The organism is Streptomyces sp. NPDC093065 (assembly GCF_044754585.1).
In the GTDB taxonomy this organism is placed as follows: domain Bacteria; phylum Actinomycetota; class Actinomycetes; order Streptomycetales; family Streptomycetaceae; genus Streptomyces.
In genome coordinates, this window is record NZ_JBIVPJ010000029.1 from 46073 (window position 1) to 62987 (window position 16915).

A 16915-nucleotide genomic window follows, 5' to 3' on the forward strand; every position below is an offset into this window, starting at 1 on the left:
GGTCGGTCGACGAGGGGAGCCTAACGGGCCTCAGGACAACGGCGTCAGGACAACGGCGTCAGGACAACTGGCCATCGTAGTCGGGGAGCTTGAAGGTCCGCTCGGCGTGGCCGCCCGACAGGTCGGTGGCGCTGTTGCCGATGTTCGCGATGATCGTGTAGCCCTTCGACTCGATCCCGGCGCGCTGCTCGGTCTTGTACACGGCGACGTCCTTGAACAGGTCGAGGAAGCCGCGGACGTACAGCCCCGACGACTCGTACCCGGCGTGCGCGAGGTTCCACTCGGTGGGCGCCTCGACGATGCCGGGGCGGGCGGTCACGAAGAACAGGGCGACACCGTGTTCCTGGGCGTACTCGGCGACCTCCAGGACCGGCCGGTTGGCGGGCTGGGGGTAGCTGAAGCCGAAGTCGGTCTCCAGGGAGGTGTTGTCGATGTCGAGGACGATCGCCTGCTTCTCGCCGGGCGCGGAGCCGTCGATCCGCTCCTTCAGGTACGGCAGTGCCCCGTCCATCACGGCCCGGCAGTCCCGCTGCCAGGTGTCGTAGTCGACGCCGGCCGCGGCGGCGGCCGTCACCGTCGTGCTCGTGCGGGGCGCCTCGGCGGGGGCGGCGACGGACGGCGTGACGCTCGCGGTGAGCGCCGCCCCGACGACGGCGGCCGTGCCCGCGGCACGCCACCGGGTACGACGGATCCGTCCGGTCTGCCTGGTCTGTCCGGTCTGGTCGGTCATGGGGGGTGGGGTCCTCTCATGCCTGCGCGGATGCCTGACGGCAAAGTTGTCGCGTGCATGCTTGCCCCAACAAGTGGCCGAACGGCAACGATTGGGTTACTGAGCAGTAGTCAGCCGGTGGTCGGCCGTCCGGCCTACGTGTCCATGTCCGTGCCTACGCCGTGATCTCCACCCCGTTCGGCACGTTCCGCACCCGCGGCAGCCGGGGGTTGACCCGCAGCACCCGCAGCCGGGGGAAGCCGGACAGCCACGAGAGGTCCGTGTCGGGCAGCTCCGCGTTGAGCCACAGGTGGGTCAGCCGGCCGGGGAGCAGCCCCGCCAGCAGTTCCTCGGCCCGCATCACCCCGGCCACCTGGATGCGTGCCCGCCCGCCGAGGTCGCGCAGCGCCGCCAGCTCGGCGGTGTCGGAGACCGGGAAGTAGAGGCCGTCCGGGTCGAGATGGGCGATGATCTCCTGGGCGTACCGCTCGGTGTCGAAGTGACGCCATCCCCGTGCCAGTTCGGTGCGGACCGGCAGGGCGGCGCGGGAGCGCAGCCGCACCAGATAGTCGATGGCCGCGTCGTCCGCGACCCGGGTCGCGGTGCAGGCGAGCAGCAGGGCCTGCCGGTCGTCGGGCACCTGACCCGGGTCGGGCAGCAGCTCCAGGACGATGGGGCCGACCCAGCCGAGGCCCCGTGCGGCCAACTCGGTGGTGGGGCGCACCAGGTTCTTCGTGCGGTCGTGGACGAGGTGCTGCACGGCCGGGTCGAGTTCGGTGACGTGGTCCAGGCAGGCCGCGGCCATGAGCCGGCGGTGGTTGATCTGCGGGCGGCGCAGTCCGGGCGCGGGCGCCAGCAGCCGCTCCAGGAACTGGGCGCACTCCTCGGGGCGGGCGTGGGCGGCGGCCATGCGGATGACCTCCTCCCACTCGGACTGGTGGGCGTGGTCGACCAGGGTGGGGAACCGACCGCGGGCCACGATCTCCTTGGCGGCCAGGTAGTCCTGGAAGGTGCGGTGGACGAAGTCGACCGACTCGCCCGACCGTTCGCGCAGCAGACCCGTGCGGTGCAGCAGATGCCGGAAGATCGTCGTGCCGTCCCCCTGGGCGCGGGCGGCGGGCATCGCGGGCAGCGCGGCCTCCAGGATGGCGACCGCGCGTTCGCGGGTCAGCTCGGAGGCGTCCTCCTCCAGCATGGCGTGGGCCAGCTTCTGCAACAGCCGTTCCCTGGTGCTCTGCTGGAGTTGCACGTCGTCGGCGTACAGCACGTCCCGCTCGGGGTCGCGGCGCTGGAGCAGCATCTCCAGGGCGGCGTCGTACAGCTCCTTGCGGCCGCTGGGCAGGGAGCCCGCGCGGTCGCGGTTGAGTGCGCATATCAGGCCGCACATCAGGGGGTTGGTGGCGAGCTGGCGCAGCTCGCGGTAGATCCGCACGGAGTGCAGCAGCCGCTGCTCGTACTCGTCCAGCGTGCTGCGCTCCCGCTCTCGTTCGCGCGCCCCCGGGGTGCGGCTCTGTTCGTCGAGGCGGGCCGCGGAGTGCCAGTCCCGGATGAAGCGCGTCACCTGGTCCCGCGACATGGGCGCCAGGGACAGCTCGACGAAGTCCTCCTCGGCGAGGCCGCCCCCCGACAGCCAGCCGTCGGAGACGGCGGAGGGCCGGGAGGTGACCAGGCAGCCGTTGCCGGAGAAGACGCGCAGCAGCCGGCGCAGCCGGTCGCGCAGCTCGCCGCGGGTCTTCTCCGGCGCCTCGTCGATGCCGTCGACCAGCAGCAGGGCCCGGCCCGCGAGCAGGGTGCGCACCACCCAGCCCTCCGGGGCGCGGTCGGCGAGCGGGTGCCGGACCGCGTGCAGGAAGTCGTCCGGGGCCGGGAAGCCCTCGCGGGCGAAGCGGCGCACGGGCAGCACGAAGGGGACCCGGGAGCCCTCGCGGGCGGCGGCCACGGCCAGCCACTGCACCAGGGTCGTCTTGCCCGACCCGGCGCCGCCGCGCAGCAGCACCCGGTCGTGGTCCTCCAGGGCGCGGTCCGCGAGCAGCACGGTGCGCTGCTCGTCCTCGGCGCCGGCCACGCCGCCGCTGCGTTCCTCCGCCTCCAGGCTCAGATAGGTCTCCTCCAGCGGCCAACGGTCGGGCGCGTTGGGGAAGTCCACGCCGACGATGGTCAGCCAGCCGTGCCGCCGGGCCACCCACTGGGCGTACTCGGCCTCGAACGTCACATCTTCCTCCGGCCGTTCGGTCGGGCGGGCCGCCACCTCGGCGTCCCCCAGGTCGACCAGCTGGGCGATGCGGCTCGCCCGTCCCGGCAGCTGCCGCTGGAGGTAGGCGGACCGCCGCACCAGGTGGTGCAGGACGTGCAGGCACACCGAGACCAGCAGCGCGTCGTGGAACCAGGCCGCGTCCGGCGACAGTTCCCGGTCCGCGCCCTGCACCGCGCCCCGCAGCCGCCGCGCGTAGTCCTGCGGCCCCAGTCGTACGGCGTCGGCGTCGGTGACGTCGACCTCGGCGATGGCCAGCAGCGTGCGGGCCAGGACGTCGACGACCGGGGCCAGTTCGCCGGTGGGCGCGGTGTGCCGCTCGGCGGCGAGGTGCACCAGGTCGGCAGCGGTGCGGTGGACGTCGTCCGGGGTGGCCGTGGCCCGGGCGCCGCGCCAGGTGACCAGGCCGGGGACCGGCTCGGAGAACACGGGTGGCCGGGCGGGGTCGCGGAACAGCCGGTGGACGAGGGGGGAGGCGAGACGGGAGGGGGTGCGGACGACGGCATCCATGGATGTGGGTTACCCCTGGTGGTCGGTGGACGGGGAGTGCGCCAGGTACTGGAGCCTCACGCCGGGTGGTACCTGCCGGGCCCATGCCTCGTCCGGCTCCGTGAACACGGAGACGACCTCGAGACGGGGGAAGGCGGACAACCAGGTCAGCCCCTCGACCGGGTGCGGAGCCTCCAGCAAGAGATGAACGAGCCGCTCGTGCACTATCAGTTCTACGAGGTCTTCCACTCTGTAAGCACCATGGATCAGGATGTCCTCCCAACCGCCCAACGCGTGCAGCGCACGGAGATCGTCAACGGTGAACACGTCCACGGTCCGCTGCCGGGGCAGGTGCGCCAGGATTTCCCGCGCGTACTGATCCCGGTCGAACCGGTTCCAGGACGCCGCGAGGAACAGCTGCACGTCGGCACCAGGGTGTTCCCGGAACCGGGTCAGGAACTGCAACGCCGCCTCGCTGCCCACGCCGACTGCCGTCTGCACCACCAGCGCCGCGGTGCTGTCGTCGATTTCCTCCGGCCCCGGCAGCAGCCCCAGCACGAGATCGCCGCCCGCCCGCGCCACCTCCCGCGCCGCCTCGAAGGTGGCCGGCGGCACCTGGGCGGCCAGTCCCTCCTCCACCCGTCCCCGGACCTCGGGCGCCACCTCCGCCGCGTACCGCAGCCCGGCCGCCGCCAGCAGCGTCCCGCGCGCGGTGCCCGGCTCCGTGAGCCGGCGCAGCATCTGCTCCGCCTCCTTCGGGCGGGCGTGGGCGAGGGCGAGCAGGATCACGTCCTCCCACTGGTCCGTGTCCGCGTGGTTGACCAGCAGGTCGAAGTCCATCTCCTGCACGGCCAGCCGGGCGCCCAGGTAGTCCTGGAAGGTGCGGTGCAGAAAGTCCACCCGGCCCTCGGCGGGCTCGCGCAGCAGACCGGAGCGCAGCAGCAGCGCGCGGTAGACCTCCTCGTCACCGGCGCCGTCCAGGTTCAGCGCGGGCAGCGTCCGGCCCACGATGCCGAGCGCCTCGTCCCGGTCCATCTCCGCCCGGCTGTTGCGGATCAGCCACCACGCCAGCCGCTGCAGCAGCTGCACCTGCGTGGCGTACGCCAGCCGCAGCCCGTCGGGGCCGTGCAGCTCCCGTTCCCGGTCCCGGCGCTCCAGGAGCATGGTCAGGGCGGCCTCGTAGAGCGACTTGCGGTCCTGCGGCAGGAAACCGCGCCGGTCGCGGTGGAGGGCGCACAGCATGCCGCACATGAGCGGGTTGGTGGCCAGTCCGGTCAGTTCCGGGGTGCCGCGCACGGAGGCCAGCAGGGACTCGCCGACGGACTGCTCCACCTCGGCCGCCCGGTGCCAGCGCCGTACGAAGGTGGCCACGCCTTCGCGGCCCATCGGGGCGAGGACGAGTTCGCTGAAGCCCTCGGCGGCCAGCCACTCCTCCGGCACCGCCGAGGGGCGGGAGGTGACCAGCCACAGGTTCCCGGGGAAGGCCCGCACCAGCTCGCGCAGCCAGCGCCGGGCGGCGGCACGGCGGTCCTGGGCGATCTCGTCGATGCCGTCGACCAGCAGCACCCCGCGCCGGGCCCGCAGCACGCGCTCCACCCACCCCGGAGGCTGCTCCCCGGCGACGGGGCAGCCGACCGCGCGCAGGAAGTCGCCGGGGAAGGGCAGCTCGGCGCCCGGCCGGACGATGCGGCGCATTGGCAGCACGAACGGCACCCGCCCGATGAGGTGGGTCAGCCCGTGGTCGTAGACGCGGCTCGCGGCCGTGACCGCGAGCCACTGCACGAGGGTCGTCTTGCCGGACCCGGCGACGCCGCGCAGGAACACCTGGTCGTGGTCGGCGAGGACCTGCTCGGCGGCGACGGCCCGGGACGCGGCGTCCCGGCCGGCCCGGGGCCGGGTCGCCTCCAGGCTCAGATAGGCCGTGTCCAGCGGCCACTCCCGGGTCCCGGCGTCCAGCCCGTAGATGGTGAGCGTCCCGTACCGGGCGGCGATGTGGTCCGCGTAACGCTCCTCGAACCCGGCGTCCTCGGCCGACCGGGACGGCAGCCGTTCCAGCAGGACGTCGACGGCCTGGACCAGCCGGGCCAGCTGCTGTGTCTGGACGGTCTGCCGGCGGGCCACGTAGGTGGAGCGCTGGGTGAGGAAGTTCAGGATGTGCAGCGCGGCGGTGTGCAGCAGCCGCTCGTACAGCAGGGTGCCGCCCTCGCCCAGCCCGTACGGGGCCAGCGGTACGCCGGCGCTCAGCTCGCGGGCGAAGCGCTCGGGGCCGAGCCCGACGGCCTCGTAGTCCTCGACGGTGATCTCGCCGAGCCGGGCGAGCGTGCGGGCCAGGGCGTCCTTGACGGCCGCGGCCTCGGCGGCGTCGACGGGCTCCTCGCCGGGTCCTGCCGTGGTCAGCGCCCTGCGGACCAGCTCGCCGGCGATCTTCTCGACGTCCTTGGGCGTGACGGTCCGCTTCTCGCCCCGGAAGGACACCAGCGCCGAGATCCGCACCGGCCGGTCCACCAGCCCCGCTCCCGGCCCGTCCCGGACGAAGAGCCGACGGACGAGCGGCGTGACCGCGCCGGACGCGACACGGGCCCCGAGTGCTGTGACGTCGACCATGTTCCGAGCCTAGTTGAATCCTCCCCTCCCTAAAGGGGAAGGGGATTCCTGGCTCAGGCTGCCTCCTGGAGCGGCGCTCCAGGAGGTCTTGTGCCGTCGGCGCCAGCCGGGTTGAGACCAGCCCGGACGAGCATGACGCGTGCGGAGTTCTTGTCCCTGGGGGCTGTGGTTCCGCAGGCGGTGCAGGTGTGGGTGCGTTCATCCAGCGGCAGTGCGTGCTTGGCTCTCGCTCCGCACTGCGCGCAGTCCATCGTGGTGTACGCGGGGTGGACCAGGCGGATGTCCCGCCCGTGTTTGCGTCCCATCTCGATCAGGGCGGCCTTGGTGGCGCCGATGGCGGCGTCCGCGGCCTTGCGGGCCATGTTTGTCCTGGCCAGGAACTTCGGCCGGGGGTCCTCCACCGCGACGGCATCGTGGTCGCGGACGACCTTCTTGGCCCACTTGCGGCCGGTGTCCGCACGCTGCCGGGCGACCTTCTTGTGCGCTTTCGCCCGCAGTCTCTTCGCCGTCCGGTAGCCCCTCGATGCGGGGGTTCCCTTCTTCGGCCTGCGGCGGGCCATCATCCGGTCGTACCGGGTGAGTTTCTCCTTCGCCTTCCCACCGTGTGCGGGGTGCGGCAGGTCGTGCGCGTCGGACGTGGTCGTCGCCGTCTCCCGCACACCCCAGTCGACACCGAGGACACGGCCCGTCTTCGGCAAGGGCTGGACCTGGGCGGGGACGACGAAGGAGCAGTACCAGTGCCCGAGACCGTCCTGATACACGCGTACCGAAGACGGCTCGTCGGGCAGCTCCCGAGACCACGCCACGTTCAGGACGAACCCTCCCGCCAGATGCAGCCGACCGTCCTTCAGCCGAAACCCGCGCCGCGTGTGGTTCAGGGCCGCCAACGACTCACGCCGGGTCTTCCACGTCGGCATCCTGTCCAGCGGCACCGGTCCCACTCCGCCGCCAGCAGGGCACGAGCCGCTGACGACACCCGCAACCGTCACCCCAACCAGCGATCACAGGCACACGCGTTCGCTTCGCCTTGGCCGTGCTGGTAGCCGTACGGGCGCTCCGTGCCCGGGACTGGACTTCGGCGACGCCCCGCGTCGCCATACTCGGATGCGATTCCTCCCCAGCGTGAACGCCGGAGCCTCCTCGTAAGAATCAGGTGGACCCCCTTGTGCCGGGGGGAGAGGGGACGGGAGTAGCCCCCGTCACATTCGGGGGCGCTTCGATCATGGCCGCCGGTGACGTGCCGCACAGGCGGATTGGCCTGTACTACGGGGAATAGTGGAAGCCGCAAGAACTACGAAAACGGACATAACGGAGCAGTGTGGAGGGTGCTTTCCGGGTTTCTGACCTGGTTCTGTCCAGAATGACGGCTCTGGCACGGGTCGTGAAGTTTCACTCCGAAGTACTAAATAGGGTCGTAGGTCACACCTTTGTGCGGTTCGGGGTCGCCGGGTTACCAAGGTTGAGCCCGCCCGGTGAGCGCCTTGTGCGTCCCGCCGGTGGGCATCCCTCTGCACCCGTCCCCATGAGGTTCGAATGTTCCCGCGTGTCACGTCCCGTTCTTCCCGTACGACCATCCGCACCCGCGCCGCGGTGATGGCCGCAGGCCTCGGAGCCTCGGTCGCACTGGGAGCCGGGGTCGCGGCCGCCACCGGCACCACGGCGGCCTCCAGCACCACCTCCGCCGCGAGCGCCGTTGAGGCCCAGGCCGCCGCGCAGGCCAAGGCGGCGAAGGCCGAGAAGGCCACCGCGAGCGCGAAGAAGACCGCCGCCAAGAAGAAGGCCGTCTCCTGGGTCGACCCGGTCAAGAAGTACACGCTGAGCGCCAGCTTCGCCCAGAACGGCGGCATGTGGGCGCACAAGCACAGCGGTCAGGACTTCGCCGTGCCGATCGGCACCAACGTCGTCGCCGCCCACGGCGGCACCGTGGTCAAGGCCGGCGGCAACGGCGCCGGCGACGGCCCCGCCTACGGCAACGCGATCGTCGTCAAGCACGGCAACGGCACGTACTCCCAGTACGCGCACCTGTCCAAGATCAACGTGAAGATCGGCCAGGTCGTGAAGACGGGCCAGTCGATCGCCAAGTCCGGCAACACCGGCAACTCCAGCGGTCCGCACCTGCACTTCGAGATCCGCACGACCCCGAACTACGGCTCGGCCATAGACCCGGTCACCTTCCTGAAGTCCAAGGGCGTGACCGTCTGACGAGCGTGACTACGCTCCCGCGGCTCCACGGTGGGCCTGGGTGACCAGATCGGTGGCGACCTCGAGGACAGCGGCACGCTGTTCCTCGGGGTCGCCTTCGAGGTCCCGGAGCACGAACATCCCGGCGTGCAGGGTGAACAGCGCGCTGATGCAGCGGACCTGGTCGACCAGGTCCGCCTCGGGGTCCATGAGGATGTCCCGCAGGCCGAACATCCGGTGCTTGAACAGCTCGCCGATGCGCAGGTCGCGCACCGTGGCCTGGTTCTCCTGCATGAAGCGGAACAGCGGAGCCGCGCCGGACAGTGCCTCGCTGTAGCGGCGGATGATCTCCTGCTTCGTCTCCAGGGTGTGCGGCTGCTCCCGCCCCCAGGCGATCAGGTCCTCCAGCGGCCGGGAGAGATCCTCGAAGATGCTGACGAGGATCTCTTCCTTGGTCTTGAAGTGGTAGTAGAGCGCGGCCTTGGTGACCTCCAGGCGCTCGGCGATCTCGCGCAGGGAGGTCTTCTCGTACCCCTGCTCCGCGAAGAGCTCGAGCGCCACGTCCTGGATGCGCTGGCGGGTGTCCCCGCGGCGTCGCTGCTGCTTGGTGCCGTTCATTGTGCCGCCCATCCTCCTACGCACCTCCTGCCCCGCGCACTTTCCGAAAAACTTACTTGACGCCCGGCTAGTTACGCGTCTACCTTCCCCAGTGTAGACAACTTGCCGGGCGGCAAGTAAGTGGCAAGGGCACAGCGGCAGCTGGGGGAGTAGGAGAGATGGCCGAGAAAACGGAGGCGGCGACCGGCGAAGCCGGCGCCGGCAAGCAGCCGAGGAGCGTGCGGGTCGTCCTGCTCGCCCTCATGATCGCGATGATGCTCGCGATGCTCGACAACATGATCATCGGCACCGCGATGCCGACGATCGTGGGCGAGCTGGGCGGCCTGGAGCACCTCTCCTGGGTCGTCACCGCCTACACCCTGGCCACCGCGGCCTCCACCCCGCTGTGGGGCAAACTCGGCGACATGTACGGGCGCAAGGGCGTCTTCATGACGTCGATCGTGATCTTCCTGGCCGGCTCGGCGCTCAGCGGCATGGCCCAGGACATGGGCCAGCTCATCGGCTTCCGCGCGATCCAGGGCCTGGGGGCCGGTGGTCTGATGGTCGGCGTCATGGCCATCATCGGTGACCTGATACCGCCCCGGGAGCGCGGCAAGTACCAGGGCATGATCGCCGGTGTCATGGCGCTCTCGATGATCGGCGGACCGCTGGTCGGCGGCACCATCACCGACAACTGGGGCTGGCGCTGGTCCTTCTACATCAACATCCCGCTCGGCGTGATCGCGCTGATCGCCATCAGCGCCGTACTGCACCTGCCGAAGAAGCGCAGCAAGGCGCGGATCGACTATCCGGGCGCCGTGCTGCTGACCGTCGGCATCACCGCCATCGTGCTCGTCACCACCTGGGGCGGCACCGAGTACGCCTGGACCTCGGCGCGGATCATGGAGCTGATCGGCATCGGCGTCGCCGCGCTGGTCGGGTTCGTGTTCTGGCAGACCAGGGCCGCGGAGCCGATCCTGCCGCTGCACATCTTCCGCAGCCGCAACTTCACGCTGATGTCGATCATCGGCTTCATCGTCGGCTTCGTGATGTTCGGCGCCACCCTCTTCCTGCCGCTGTACCAGCAGTCGGTGCAGGGCGCGTCCGCCACCAACTCGGGCCTGCTGCTCCTGCCCATGCTGGGCGCGATGCTCGTCACGTCGATGGTCGCGGGCCGGGTCACCACCAACACCGGCCGCTACAAGATCTTCCCCCTCGCGGGCGGCGCCCTGATGACGGTCGGCCTGTTCCTCCTGTCCACCATGGACACCGACACCACCCGCTTCACCTCCGGCCTGTACATGGCCGTCGTCGGCCTCGGCATGGGCTGCCTGATGCAGATCACGATGCTGGTGGCGCAGAACAGCGTGGAGATGAAGGACATGGGCGTCGCGTCCTCCTCCACCACCCTCTTCCGTACCCTCGGCTCCTCCTTCGGCGTCGCGATCATGGGCGCGCTGTTCAACAACCGCGTCCAGGACGCCATGGCCGAGCGTGCTCCGGAGGGCGCCAAGGCGACGGAGCAGTCGGCGACGCTGACCGCGGACGCGCTGAACGCCCTGCCGGCGGCGATCCGCGACGCCTACCAGCACGCGGTGTCCTCCGGCACCCACGGCGCGTTCCTGCTGGGCTCCGCGGTGGCGGTCCTCGCACTGGTCGCGGCGGTGTTCGTGAAGGAGGTCCCGCTGAAGGGCGCGGGCCCGAAGCCGGCCGACGCCCCGGCCGACGGCGACGACACCGTCGCCGCGAAGGCGCCGGTGACCGAGGCGGTCTGACAGCACGGCGAGCTGTCGCCTGCCTCTCGACAGGCCCCCGGGTGGATCGTTCACCCGGGGGCTTCGTCGTGCGCCGCATAGGCTGAGCCGCAGAAGTCCGGGGGCGATCACCAGGCCGAGGCCGAGGCCGACACAGGGACGGGGCAGGGGCATGAACACGGACGAGAACGGCAGGACGGGACCCCGTCGGCGCTCGGAGTGGGCCGCCGCGGCCGGAACGGCCTTCCTACCGGTCGCCGCGGTCGTCCTGGCGGGCGTGGAGGCCGCGTTGCCGTGGTGGGCGGTGACCGGACCGGCCGTGCTGACCGCAGGGCTCGCCGGCTGGGCCGGAATACGGATCGGCCGACGCAGAGCCGTACGCCGTGAGGCTCTGGAGCCGGGGGAGAAGGTTCTCGGCACCTACACCGTCCGGCCCCCGTACCGCGAGCACACGCCGCCCGCGGCACACGAAGGCCCGCAGTACCAGTTGGTGGTGACCAGCCGCGGCCTGCAACTGTGGGAGCGGTCCGCGTTGCTGTGGCGCCACCCGTGGCCGGAGTTGCGCGTCCTCGTCGACGGCCCGCGCCTGCGCGTCCACCACGAAGGGCACGAGGCCGGTCACATGCTCCTGGAACCGCCGGGCGCCGCCCAGGAGGTACGCCTCGTCGCCACACGGCACGCGGCCGGCTGAGAGGCGCCGGTCACGGACGAGGCGACGACGGATTCGCCTTGCCGACGCACTCGAACCACACCGTCTTGCCCCGCCCGTCCGCGTACGGCGTGACGCCCCACCGGTCGGTCACCGCCGCGACGATCACGAGCCCCCGCCCGCCCCCTCCCAGCGCGTCTCCGGCGGCCGGGACCGGCAGATCCGGGCACCCGTCGGCGGCCTCCACCCGCACCCCGCCCGGCCGCAGCAGGAAGCACACGCGGCCCCGCCGTCCCGGCGCGTGCCGTACGACGTTGGCGACCAGCTCCGTGAGCGCCGGCTCGGCGGCGTCGGCCTCGTCCGACAGGCCCGAGCGGACGAGGTACAGCCGCAGCACGCGGCGCAGATGGCGGGCCGAGTGCGCGCCCATGGCGAGCTCGGCGTGGTACTGGCTCTCATCTCCGGCCATATGACGGCCGACTCCGAGACCATCATGGAAGCCGCCCTCTCCGTGGAGGATTCGGCGGAACTGATCATCCGGGTGATGGAGGAACGCTATGGACACGGCTCCCAGCCGGCTGAACAGCCAGTGGCGTAAGTCCAGTTACAGCGGAAGCACTGGGGGGAATGCGTGGAGTGCGCCGCCACGTCGAAGTCGCCGACAACAGCGCCACCGGCGCCGTCCCCGTCCGGGACAGCAAGGACCCGTCCGGGCCGGTCGTCACCGTCGGGGCCGGTGGCTGGCAGGCGTTCGTCGACGGTCTGCGGTAACCGGCCGACCGCTACTGCTCACCCCTCGCCGCCTGCCGGGCGAGGAAGTCCTCGAACGCCGCCTTCTGCTTGGGGTCCATGAAGCCCTGGCGGACATCGCGGGCCTGCTCCTCCAGCCAGTGCGCCTCCGCGGGATCGAGCAGCTCCGCCACCACCGCGCCGTCGCGGGCCACCGCCGTACGTCCGCCGACGCGACGGCGGAAGAGCGTGAAGGGGCCGAACTCCTCGGGGTGCGCCAGCTCGGGCCCCTCCGCCCGGTCGCCCGCCGGGTAGGCGGTGGGTGCCCAGTGCTCCCAGAGCGCCAGCGTCGCCGCGGGCACCAGCACCCCGTGCAGCAGGGGCCGACCCCCTTCCCACACGAACGTGACCGTGACCGGCTCGCCGACCGCCTCGGCCAACCCCAGTACCCGCTCCACCTCGTCGTTGACGGGGTAACCGACCTCTGCCTCGATGCGTATGCCCATGGCGCCACAGGCTAGAGGCACGCCCCCGGCGGGCTAGACCAGCCGTTCCACCAGCAGCAGAGCACCGACGAGGATCATCGCCGCGCCCGAGAGGCGGGACACCGCAGTGGCGACGGCCGGGCGGGCGCCCAGGATTCGGCGCGCGGTGGTGCCGACCCCCGCGTAGACCACGGCGCAGTTGGCCGTGTGCACCAGGCCCAGCGCGACGATCTGCGCGGCGAAGGGCCAGTCGGAGTCACGGGCCGCGAACTGCGGCAGGAGTGCGAGGAACAGCAGCAGCGCCTTGGGGTTGAGGCCGCTGATGCCCAGCCCACGGACCGCACGCCCCACCCACGAGCCGGAGCCGTCCCCCTCGCGGCCCTCCTCCGCCCGCGGCGCCGCGGGACGGACCAGGGTCGTGGCGCCGAGCCAGATCAGATACGCCGCCCTGGCGCCGGTCAGCACGGTCAGCACCGCCGGTGAACCGGCGACCGCGGTCGCCAGTCCCGCGGCGACGACCGCGGTCAGCAGGACGTATCCGCTCAGCATGCCGCCGACGGCGGGCAGCACCGACCGGTGCCGCAGTCCCGCCGTGATCGCGTAGGCCCAGTCCGCCCCCGGGACCAGCACCAGCAGGAAGGACACCGACCAGAACGCCCCGATGCCGGCCATCTCCACCGTCTCCACCTCACACTCTTCCGGCTCTCCTGGGCAGATTAGGAAAGATCGCCCGAAAGGTGCTTGCAAGTTTTCTCCGGTGTGCTGCCGTGCGTGGAAAGATTCCCCCCCATGGATGACGTGGACCGCAAAATCCTTGCCGAGCTTCAGCGGGACGGTCGGCAGACCCTGACCGAACTCGCCGAGCGGGTCCGTCTCAGCGTCTCTCCCTGCCACCGGCGCCTGCGCGCGCTGGAGCGCTCCGGGGCGATCACCGGTTACCACGCCGCACTGAACGCCCCCGCGCTCGGCCTGGGCTTCGAGGCGCTGGTCTTCGTCACCATGCGGTACGAGGACCGCCAGACCGTGGCCGCCTTCGAAGCGGCCGTGGCCGAGATCCCGCACGTCCTCCAGGCCCAGCGGCTGTTCGGCGACCCCGACTACCTGCTGCGCGTCGTCACCCGCGACCTGGAGGCGTACCGGCGGCTCTACGACGAGCGCCTCGCCTCCCTGCCCGGCGTCCAGCGCCTCAGCTCCACCCTCGTCATGGCCAACCTGGTCGAGGCCCGGCCCCTGCCACTGTGACCTCCGCGTTCGGCCGCTGGGAGAGAAAACCTCTGGACCGGGACCACCCGCGCCGGAATCATGGAGCACCGATCCCACGAAGGAGGACGGTGTGCAGCCGGCGGAACTCAGCCGCGCAGTCGAGGCCGGACGGACGGCCGCTTCGGAGCAGGGCCTCCGGGCCGACGAGGTGGTCGTCGTCCACAACTCGGACCGGGTCGTACTGCGCCTGCTTCCCTGTGACGTTCTGGCCCGGGTCGCGCCCTCGGGGCATCTGTCCGACTCCGCCTTCGAAGTGGAGGTCGCTCACCGGCTCACCGACACCGGTGCTCCGGTGGGCGCGCTCGACCCCCGGACCGAGCCCCGGGTCCAGGTGCGCGACACCTTCGCCGTCTCGCTCTGGACCTACTACCCGCCGGTGGGACCGGAGATCACGCCGGCCGAATACGCGGACGCGCTCATGCGGTACCACGCCGCCCTGCGCCGGATCGACGTGGACGCACCGCACTTCAGCGACCGAGTGGCCGTGGCGCTGGGAGGCGTGGACGACCGGGAGCGGTCACCCGAGCTGTCCGACTCCGACCGGGGACTCCTCCACGACACACTCAGTGACCTGAGTGCCGGGATCGGCGCCGACAGAACACGCGACCAGCTGCTGCACGGCGAACCGCACCCGGGCAACCTCCTGAACACGCGCCACGGCCCGCTCTTCGTGGACCTCGCCACCTGCTGCCGTGGGCCGGTCGAGTTCGACCTCGCCCATGGGCCCGAAGAAGTGGCGCGGCACTACACGGGTGCCGACCCCGCACTGCTCCACCGGTGCCGCGCGCTGAACTGGGCGCTGTTCTCCGCCTGGCGCTGGCGTCGGGACGACCAGATGCCCGACCGGGACCACTGGAGGGCGGAGGGACTCGACCGGGTCCGCGCCGCACTCGACCGGATGTGACCGCCGAGCCCGGCGTCACCGCCGAGCCGGGTGTCACCGTTTCCTGGATGTCTCCTGCGGCACCTCGCGGGACGGCGACGAGGTGCCGCCGCCCGTCCGGTCCGGCAGCATCGGGTAGCTCCCCGTGTTGGTCGGTGCGTGTTCCGGGAGCCACAGGACGGCGACCGCGCCCTCGGCCGGTACGTGGGCGGGGGCACCGGCCGGGCGTACGTTGCGGAAGGTGAGGCGGGCGCCCAGGACCCGGGCCTGACCGGCCGCGATGGTCAGCCCGAGGCCGTGACCTCGGCCCGCCCGGTCCGTGCTGCCGGTGCGGAACCGGCTCGGTCCCTCGGCCAGCAGGTCCTCAGGGAAGCCCGGCCCGTGGTCGCGGACCCGGATCACCCGGCCCTCGACGCTCACCTCGACCGGTGCGCGGCCGTGCCGGGCGGCGTTGGCCAGCAGGTTGAACAGCACCCGCTCCAGGCGCCGCGGATCGGTGGTGACCTCCGACTCGTGGATCACCCGCACCTCGACGGCCGGGTCCTTGGCGGCGACGCGCCGGGACACGAAGTGGCCGAGCATGATGTCCTGCAGCTCGGCCCGCTCCGAGGCACCGTCCAGGCGGGCCACCTCCAGGACGTCCTCGACGAGCGTGCGCATCGCCTTCGCCCGGTCGAGGACCAGCTCGGTCGGCCGGCCCGGCGGGAGCAGTTCGGCGGCCGTGAGCAGGCCGGTCACCGGGGTGCGCAGCTCGTGCGCGATGTCCGCGGTGACCCGCCGCTCGGCCTCGATCCGCTGCTGCAACGCGTCCGCCATGGCGTCCACGGCCCGCGCGACGTCGTCCGTCTCGTCCCGGACGACGCCCCCGATGGCGTCCCGCACCCGGACGTCCGCCTCGCCGCCCGCCACCCGGTTCGCGGCGGCGGCGGCCTTGCGCAGCCGGCGCGAGAGCTGACCGCCGATGAGCACACCGAGCGCGCTGCCCCCGAGAACGACCGCGATCGAGCCGATCACCAGGGCCTGGTCCAGGTCGCTGAGGATGTCCGCGCTGCGGTCGGTGAAGCCGGAGTGCAGCGACATCACGTGCCCGTCCTTGAGCGGCACGGCCGCCCAGATGTCCGTCACACCGTTCGCCCGCTCGGAGACGTACGTGGCCCGCCGCCCCGCCTCGACCTTGCGGCGCAGCTCCGGCGGCAGGGCGGGGTCGTCGATCTGGGCGTTGGGGAAGTTCTGCCGCCCGGACAGCTCGTAGTTGCGCTGGGCGATCAGGACCCGGTCGTCGGCGAGGTCGCGGGCGTTGTCGAGCATCGACACCCGGGCGGCGTTGTGGACGACCAGGCTCAGCGCGACCGCCACCAGCGCGCCGACCAGCGCGATGGCCGCGCTCAGCTTCCAGCGCAGCCCGGTGCGGACCCCGCGGGCGGCGAGACCGCGGGCGACGAGACCACGCGCACGGGCGGCCGGTCCCATGTGCTCACCCGGGCCGGCGTGCCCGCCCGGAGCCGTCAGCTCGTCCGGCCCCGCGTGCCCGTCCGGCCCCGTGCTGTCGTACGGATGCCCCGGAGGTGAGGCGGTCCGGCGTCGGAAGAACCCCCGCATATCCCTGTATCCCCGCTCAGGCCTTCAACTTGTAGCCGAAGCCGCGGACCGTCTCGATCCGGTCCTGGCCGATCTTGGTGCGCAGCCGCTGCACATGGACGTCGACGACCCGCGTGTCCCCGCCCCAGCCGTAGTCCCACACGCGTTCCAGCAGCTTGTCGCGCGAGAGCACGGTGCCGGGCGCGGAGGAGAACTCCAGCAGCAGCCGCATCTCGGTCGGGGTGAGCCCCACCGGCCGTCCGGCCCGGCGCACCTCCATGCCGTCGGTGTCCACCTCCAGGTCCCCGAAGGCGAGCACGCCCCCGGCGTCCGCGGCGCCGGTCGCCTCCGCCCGGCCGTCGCCCCCCGCGTGCCCGAAGCGGCGCAGCACCGCCCGGATCCGGGCGACCAGCACGGCCCCGTCGAACGGCTTGGTCACGTAGTCGTCGGCGCCGGCCTCCAGGCCGAGCACCACGTCGATGGAGTCCGCCCGCGCCGACAGCATGATCACCGGCACCGTGGACTCGTCCCGGATGCGGCGGCACAGGCTGACGCCGTCGAGGCCGGGGAGCATGACGTCGAGGAGGGCGATGTCGGGACGGTCGGCCCGGAAGGACTCCAGGCCCGAGAGCCCGTCGGGCATCGCGGTGACCGCGAAGCCGTCCCGCTCCAGGGCGAGTTGGGTGGCCTCACGGATGACGTCGTCGTCCTCGACGAACAGGACGTGGGTCTGGTCTGCCATC

General features: G+C 71.9%; 15 protein-coding genes and 1 pseudogene. 6 read left to right on the plus strand and 10 right to left on the minus strand.

The genetic code is table 11. The features are described from left to right. Positions 1 to 58: 58 nt before the first annotated feature. The 4 genes and pseudogenes from ACIQFU_RS34470 to ACIQFU_RS34485 form a co-directional block, all read right to left on the minus strand. Positions 59 to 730 carry an HAD family acid phosphatase gene (locus ACIQFU_RS34470; protein WP_402556933.1) on the minus strand — a complete coding sequence of 224 codons (672 nt, stop codon included), beginning with the start codon at positions 728 to 730 and terminating at the stop codon, positions 59 to 61. Positions 731 to 884: 154 nt separating this feature from the next. After that, a complete protein-coding gene (locus tag ACIQFU_RS34475; RefSeq protein WP_402556935.1) occupies positions 885 to 3470 on the minus strand; it encodes an NACHT domain-containing protein in 2586 nt (861 codons plus the stop codon). Between the two features lie 9 nt (positions 3471 to 3479). After that, complete coding sequence (locus tag ACIQFU_RS34480; protein WP_402556936.1) at positions 3480 to 6053, minus strand: NACHT domain-containing protein; 2574 nt, start codon at positions 6051 to 6053, stop codon at positions 3480 to 3482. 53 nt (positions 6054 to 6106) lie between these two features. Next, positions 6107 to 6970, minus strand: a pseudogene (locus ACIQFU_RS34485) (RNA-guided endonuclease InsQ/TnpB family protein); the annotation flags it as partial. Positions 6971 to 7586: 616 nt separating this feature from the next. Here ACIQFU_RS34485 and ACIQFU_RS34490 point away from each other — a divergent pair. Next, positions 7587 to 8255, plus strand: a complete 669-nt coding sequence (locus tag ACIQFU_RS34490) for a M23 family metallopeptidase (protein WP_402556937.1) — start codon at positions 7587 to 7589, stop codon at positions 8253 to 8255. Positions 8256 to 8264: 9 nt separating this feature from the next. Here the strand turns inward: ACIQFU_RS34490 and ACIQFU_RS34495 are convergent, their stop codons facing one another. Further along, the gene (locus ACIQFU_RS34495) at positions 8265 to 8852 is read right to left on the minus strand and encodes a TetR/AcrR family transcriptional regulator (protein ID WP_402556939.1); all 588 of its coding nucleotides are present in this window, start codon (positions 8850 to 8852) and stop codon (positions 8265 to 8267) included. A 158-nt stretch (positions 8853 to 9010) separates the two neighbouring features. Here ACIQFU_RS34495 and ACIQFU_RS34500 point away from each other — a divergent pair, with 158 nt between their 5' ends. Further along, the gene (locus ACIQFU_RS34500) at positions 9011 to 10606 is read left to right on the plus strand and encodes an MDR family MFS transporter (RefSeq protein WP_402556941.1); all 1596 of its coding nucleotides are present in this window, start codon (positions 9011 to 9013) and stop codon (positions 10604 to 10606) included. A gap of 151 nt (positions 10607 to 10757) precedes the next feature. Continuing rightward, positions 10758 to 11276: a hypothetical protein gene (locus ACIQFU_RS34505; RefSeq protein ID WP_402556942.1), complete on the plus strand. Its 519-nt coding sequence runs from the start codon at positions 10758 to 10760 to the stop codon at positions 11274 to 11276. A 10-nt stretch (positions 11277 to 11286) separates the two neighbouring features. On the opposite strand, the gene ACIQFU_RS34510 is transcribed toward ACIQFU_RS34505, so the two are convergent. Further along, complete coding sequence (locus ACIQFU_RS34510; RefSeq protein ID WP_402556944.1) at positions 11287 to 11703, minus strand: ATP-binding protein; 417 nt, start codon at positions 11701 to 11703, stop codon at positions 11287 to 11289. Between the two features lie 167 nt (positions 11704 to 11870). Here ACIQFU_RS34510 and ACIQFU_RS34515 point away from each other — a divergent pair, with 167 nt between their 5' ends. Beyond that, positions 11871 to 12005 carry a DUF397 domain-containing protein gene (locus ACIQFU_RS34515; protein WP_402556946.1) on the plus strand — a complete coding sequence of 45 codons (135 nt, stop codon included), beginning with the start codon at positions 11871 to 11873 and terminating at the stop codon, positions 12003 to 12005. Positions 12006 to 12016: 11 nt separating this feature from the next. Here the strand turns inward: ACIQFU_RS34515 and ACIQFU_RS34520 are convergent, their stop codons facing one another. Next, positions 12017 to 12469, minus strand: coding sequence for a hypothetical protein (locus ACIQFU_RS34520; RefSeq protein WP_402556947.1), 453 nt, complete (start codon positions 12467 to 12469; stop codon positions 12017 to 12019). Between the two features lie 33 nt (positions 12470 to 12502). Further along, positions 12503 to 13120: a LysE family translocator gene (locus ACIQFU_RS34525; protein WP_402556995.1), complete on the minus strand. Its 618-nt coding sequence runs from the start codon at positions 13118 to 13120 to the stop codon at positions 12503 to 12505. A gap of 117 nt (positions 13121 to 13237) precedes the next feature. Here ACIQFU_RS34525 and ACIQFU_RS34530 point away from each other — a divergent pair, with 117 nt between their 5' ends. Continuing rightward, positions 13238 to 13690: an Lrp/AsnC family transcriptional regulator gene (locus tag ACIQFU_RS34530; protein ID WP_398328361.1), complete on the plus strand. Its 453-nt coding sequence runs from the start codon at positions 13238 to 13240 to the stop codon at positions 13688 to 13690. A 91-nt stretch (positions 13691 to 13781) separates the two neighbouring features. Beyond that, positions 13782 to 14615: a phosphotransferase family protein gene (locus ACIQFU_RS34535; protein ID WP_402556949.1), complete on the plus strand. Its 834-nt coding sequence runs from the start codon at positions 13782 to 13784 to the stop codon at positions 14613 to 14615. 33 nt (positions 14616 to 14648) lie between these two features. Here ACIQFU_RS34535 and cseC read toward each other — a convergent pair whose 3' ends face one another. Further along, positions 14649 to 16193, minus strand: coding sequence for a two-component system sensor histidine kinase CseC (gene cseC, locus ACIQFU_RS34540; protein ID WP_402556951.1), 1545 nt, complete (start codon positions 16191 to 16193; stop codon positions 14649 to 14651). Between the two features lie 16 nt (positions 16194 to 16209). Next, positions 16210 to 16914, minus strand: a complete 705-nt coding sequence (gene cseB, locus ACIQFU_RS34545; protein ID WP_402556952.1) for a two-component system response regulator CseB — start codon at positions 16912 to 16914, stop codon at positions 16210 to 16212. Position 16915: the final 1 nt, after the last annotated feature.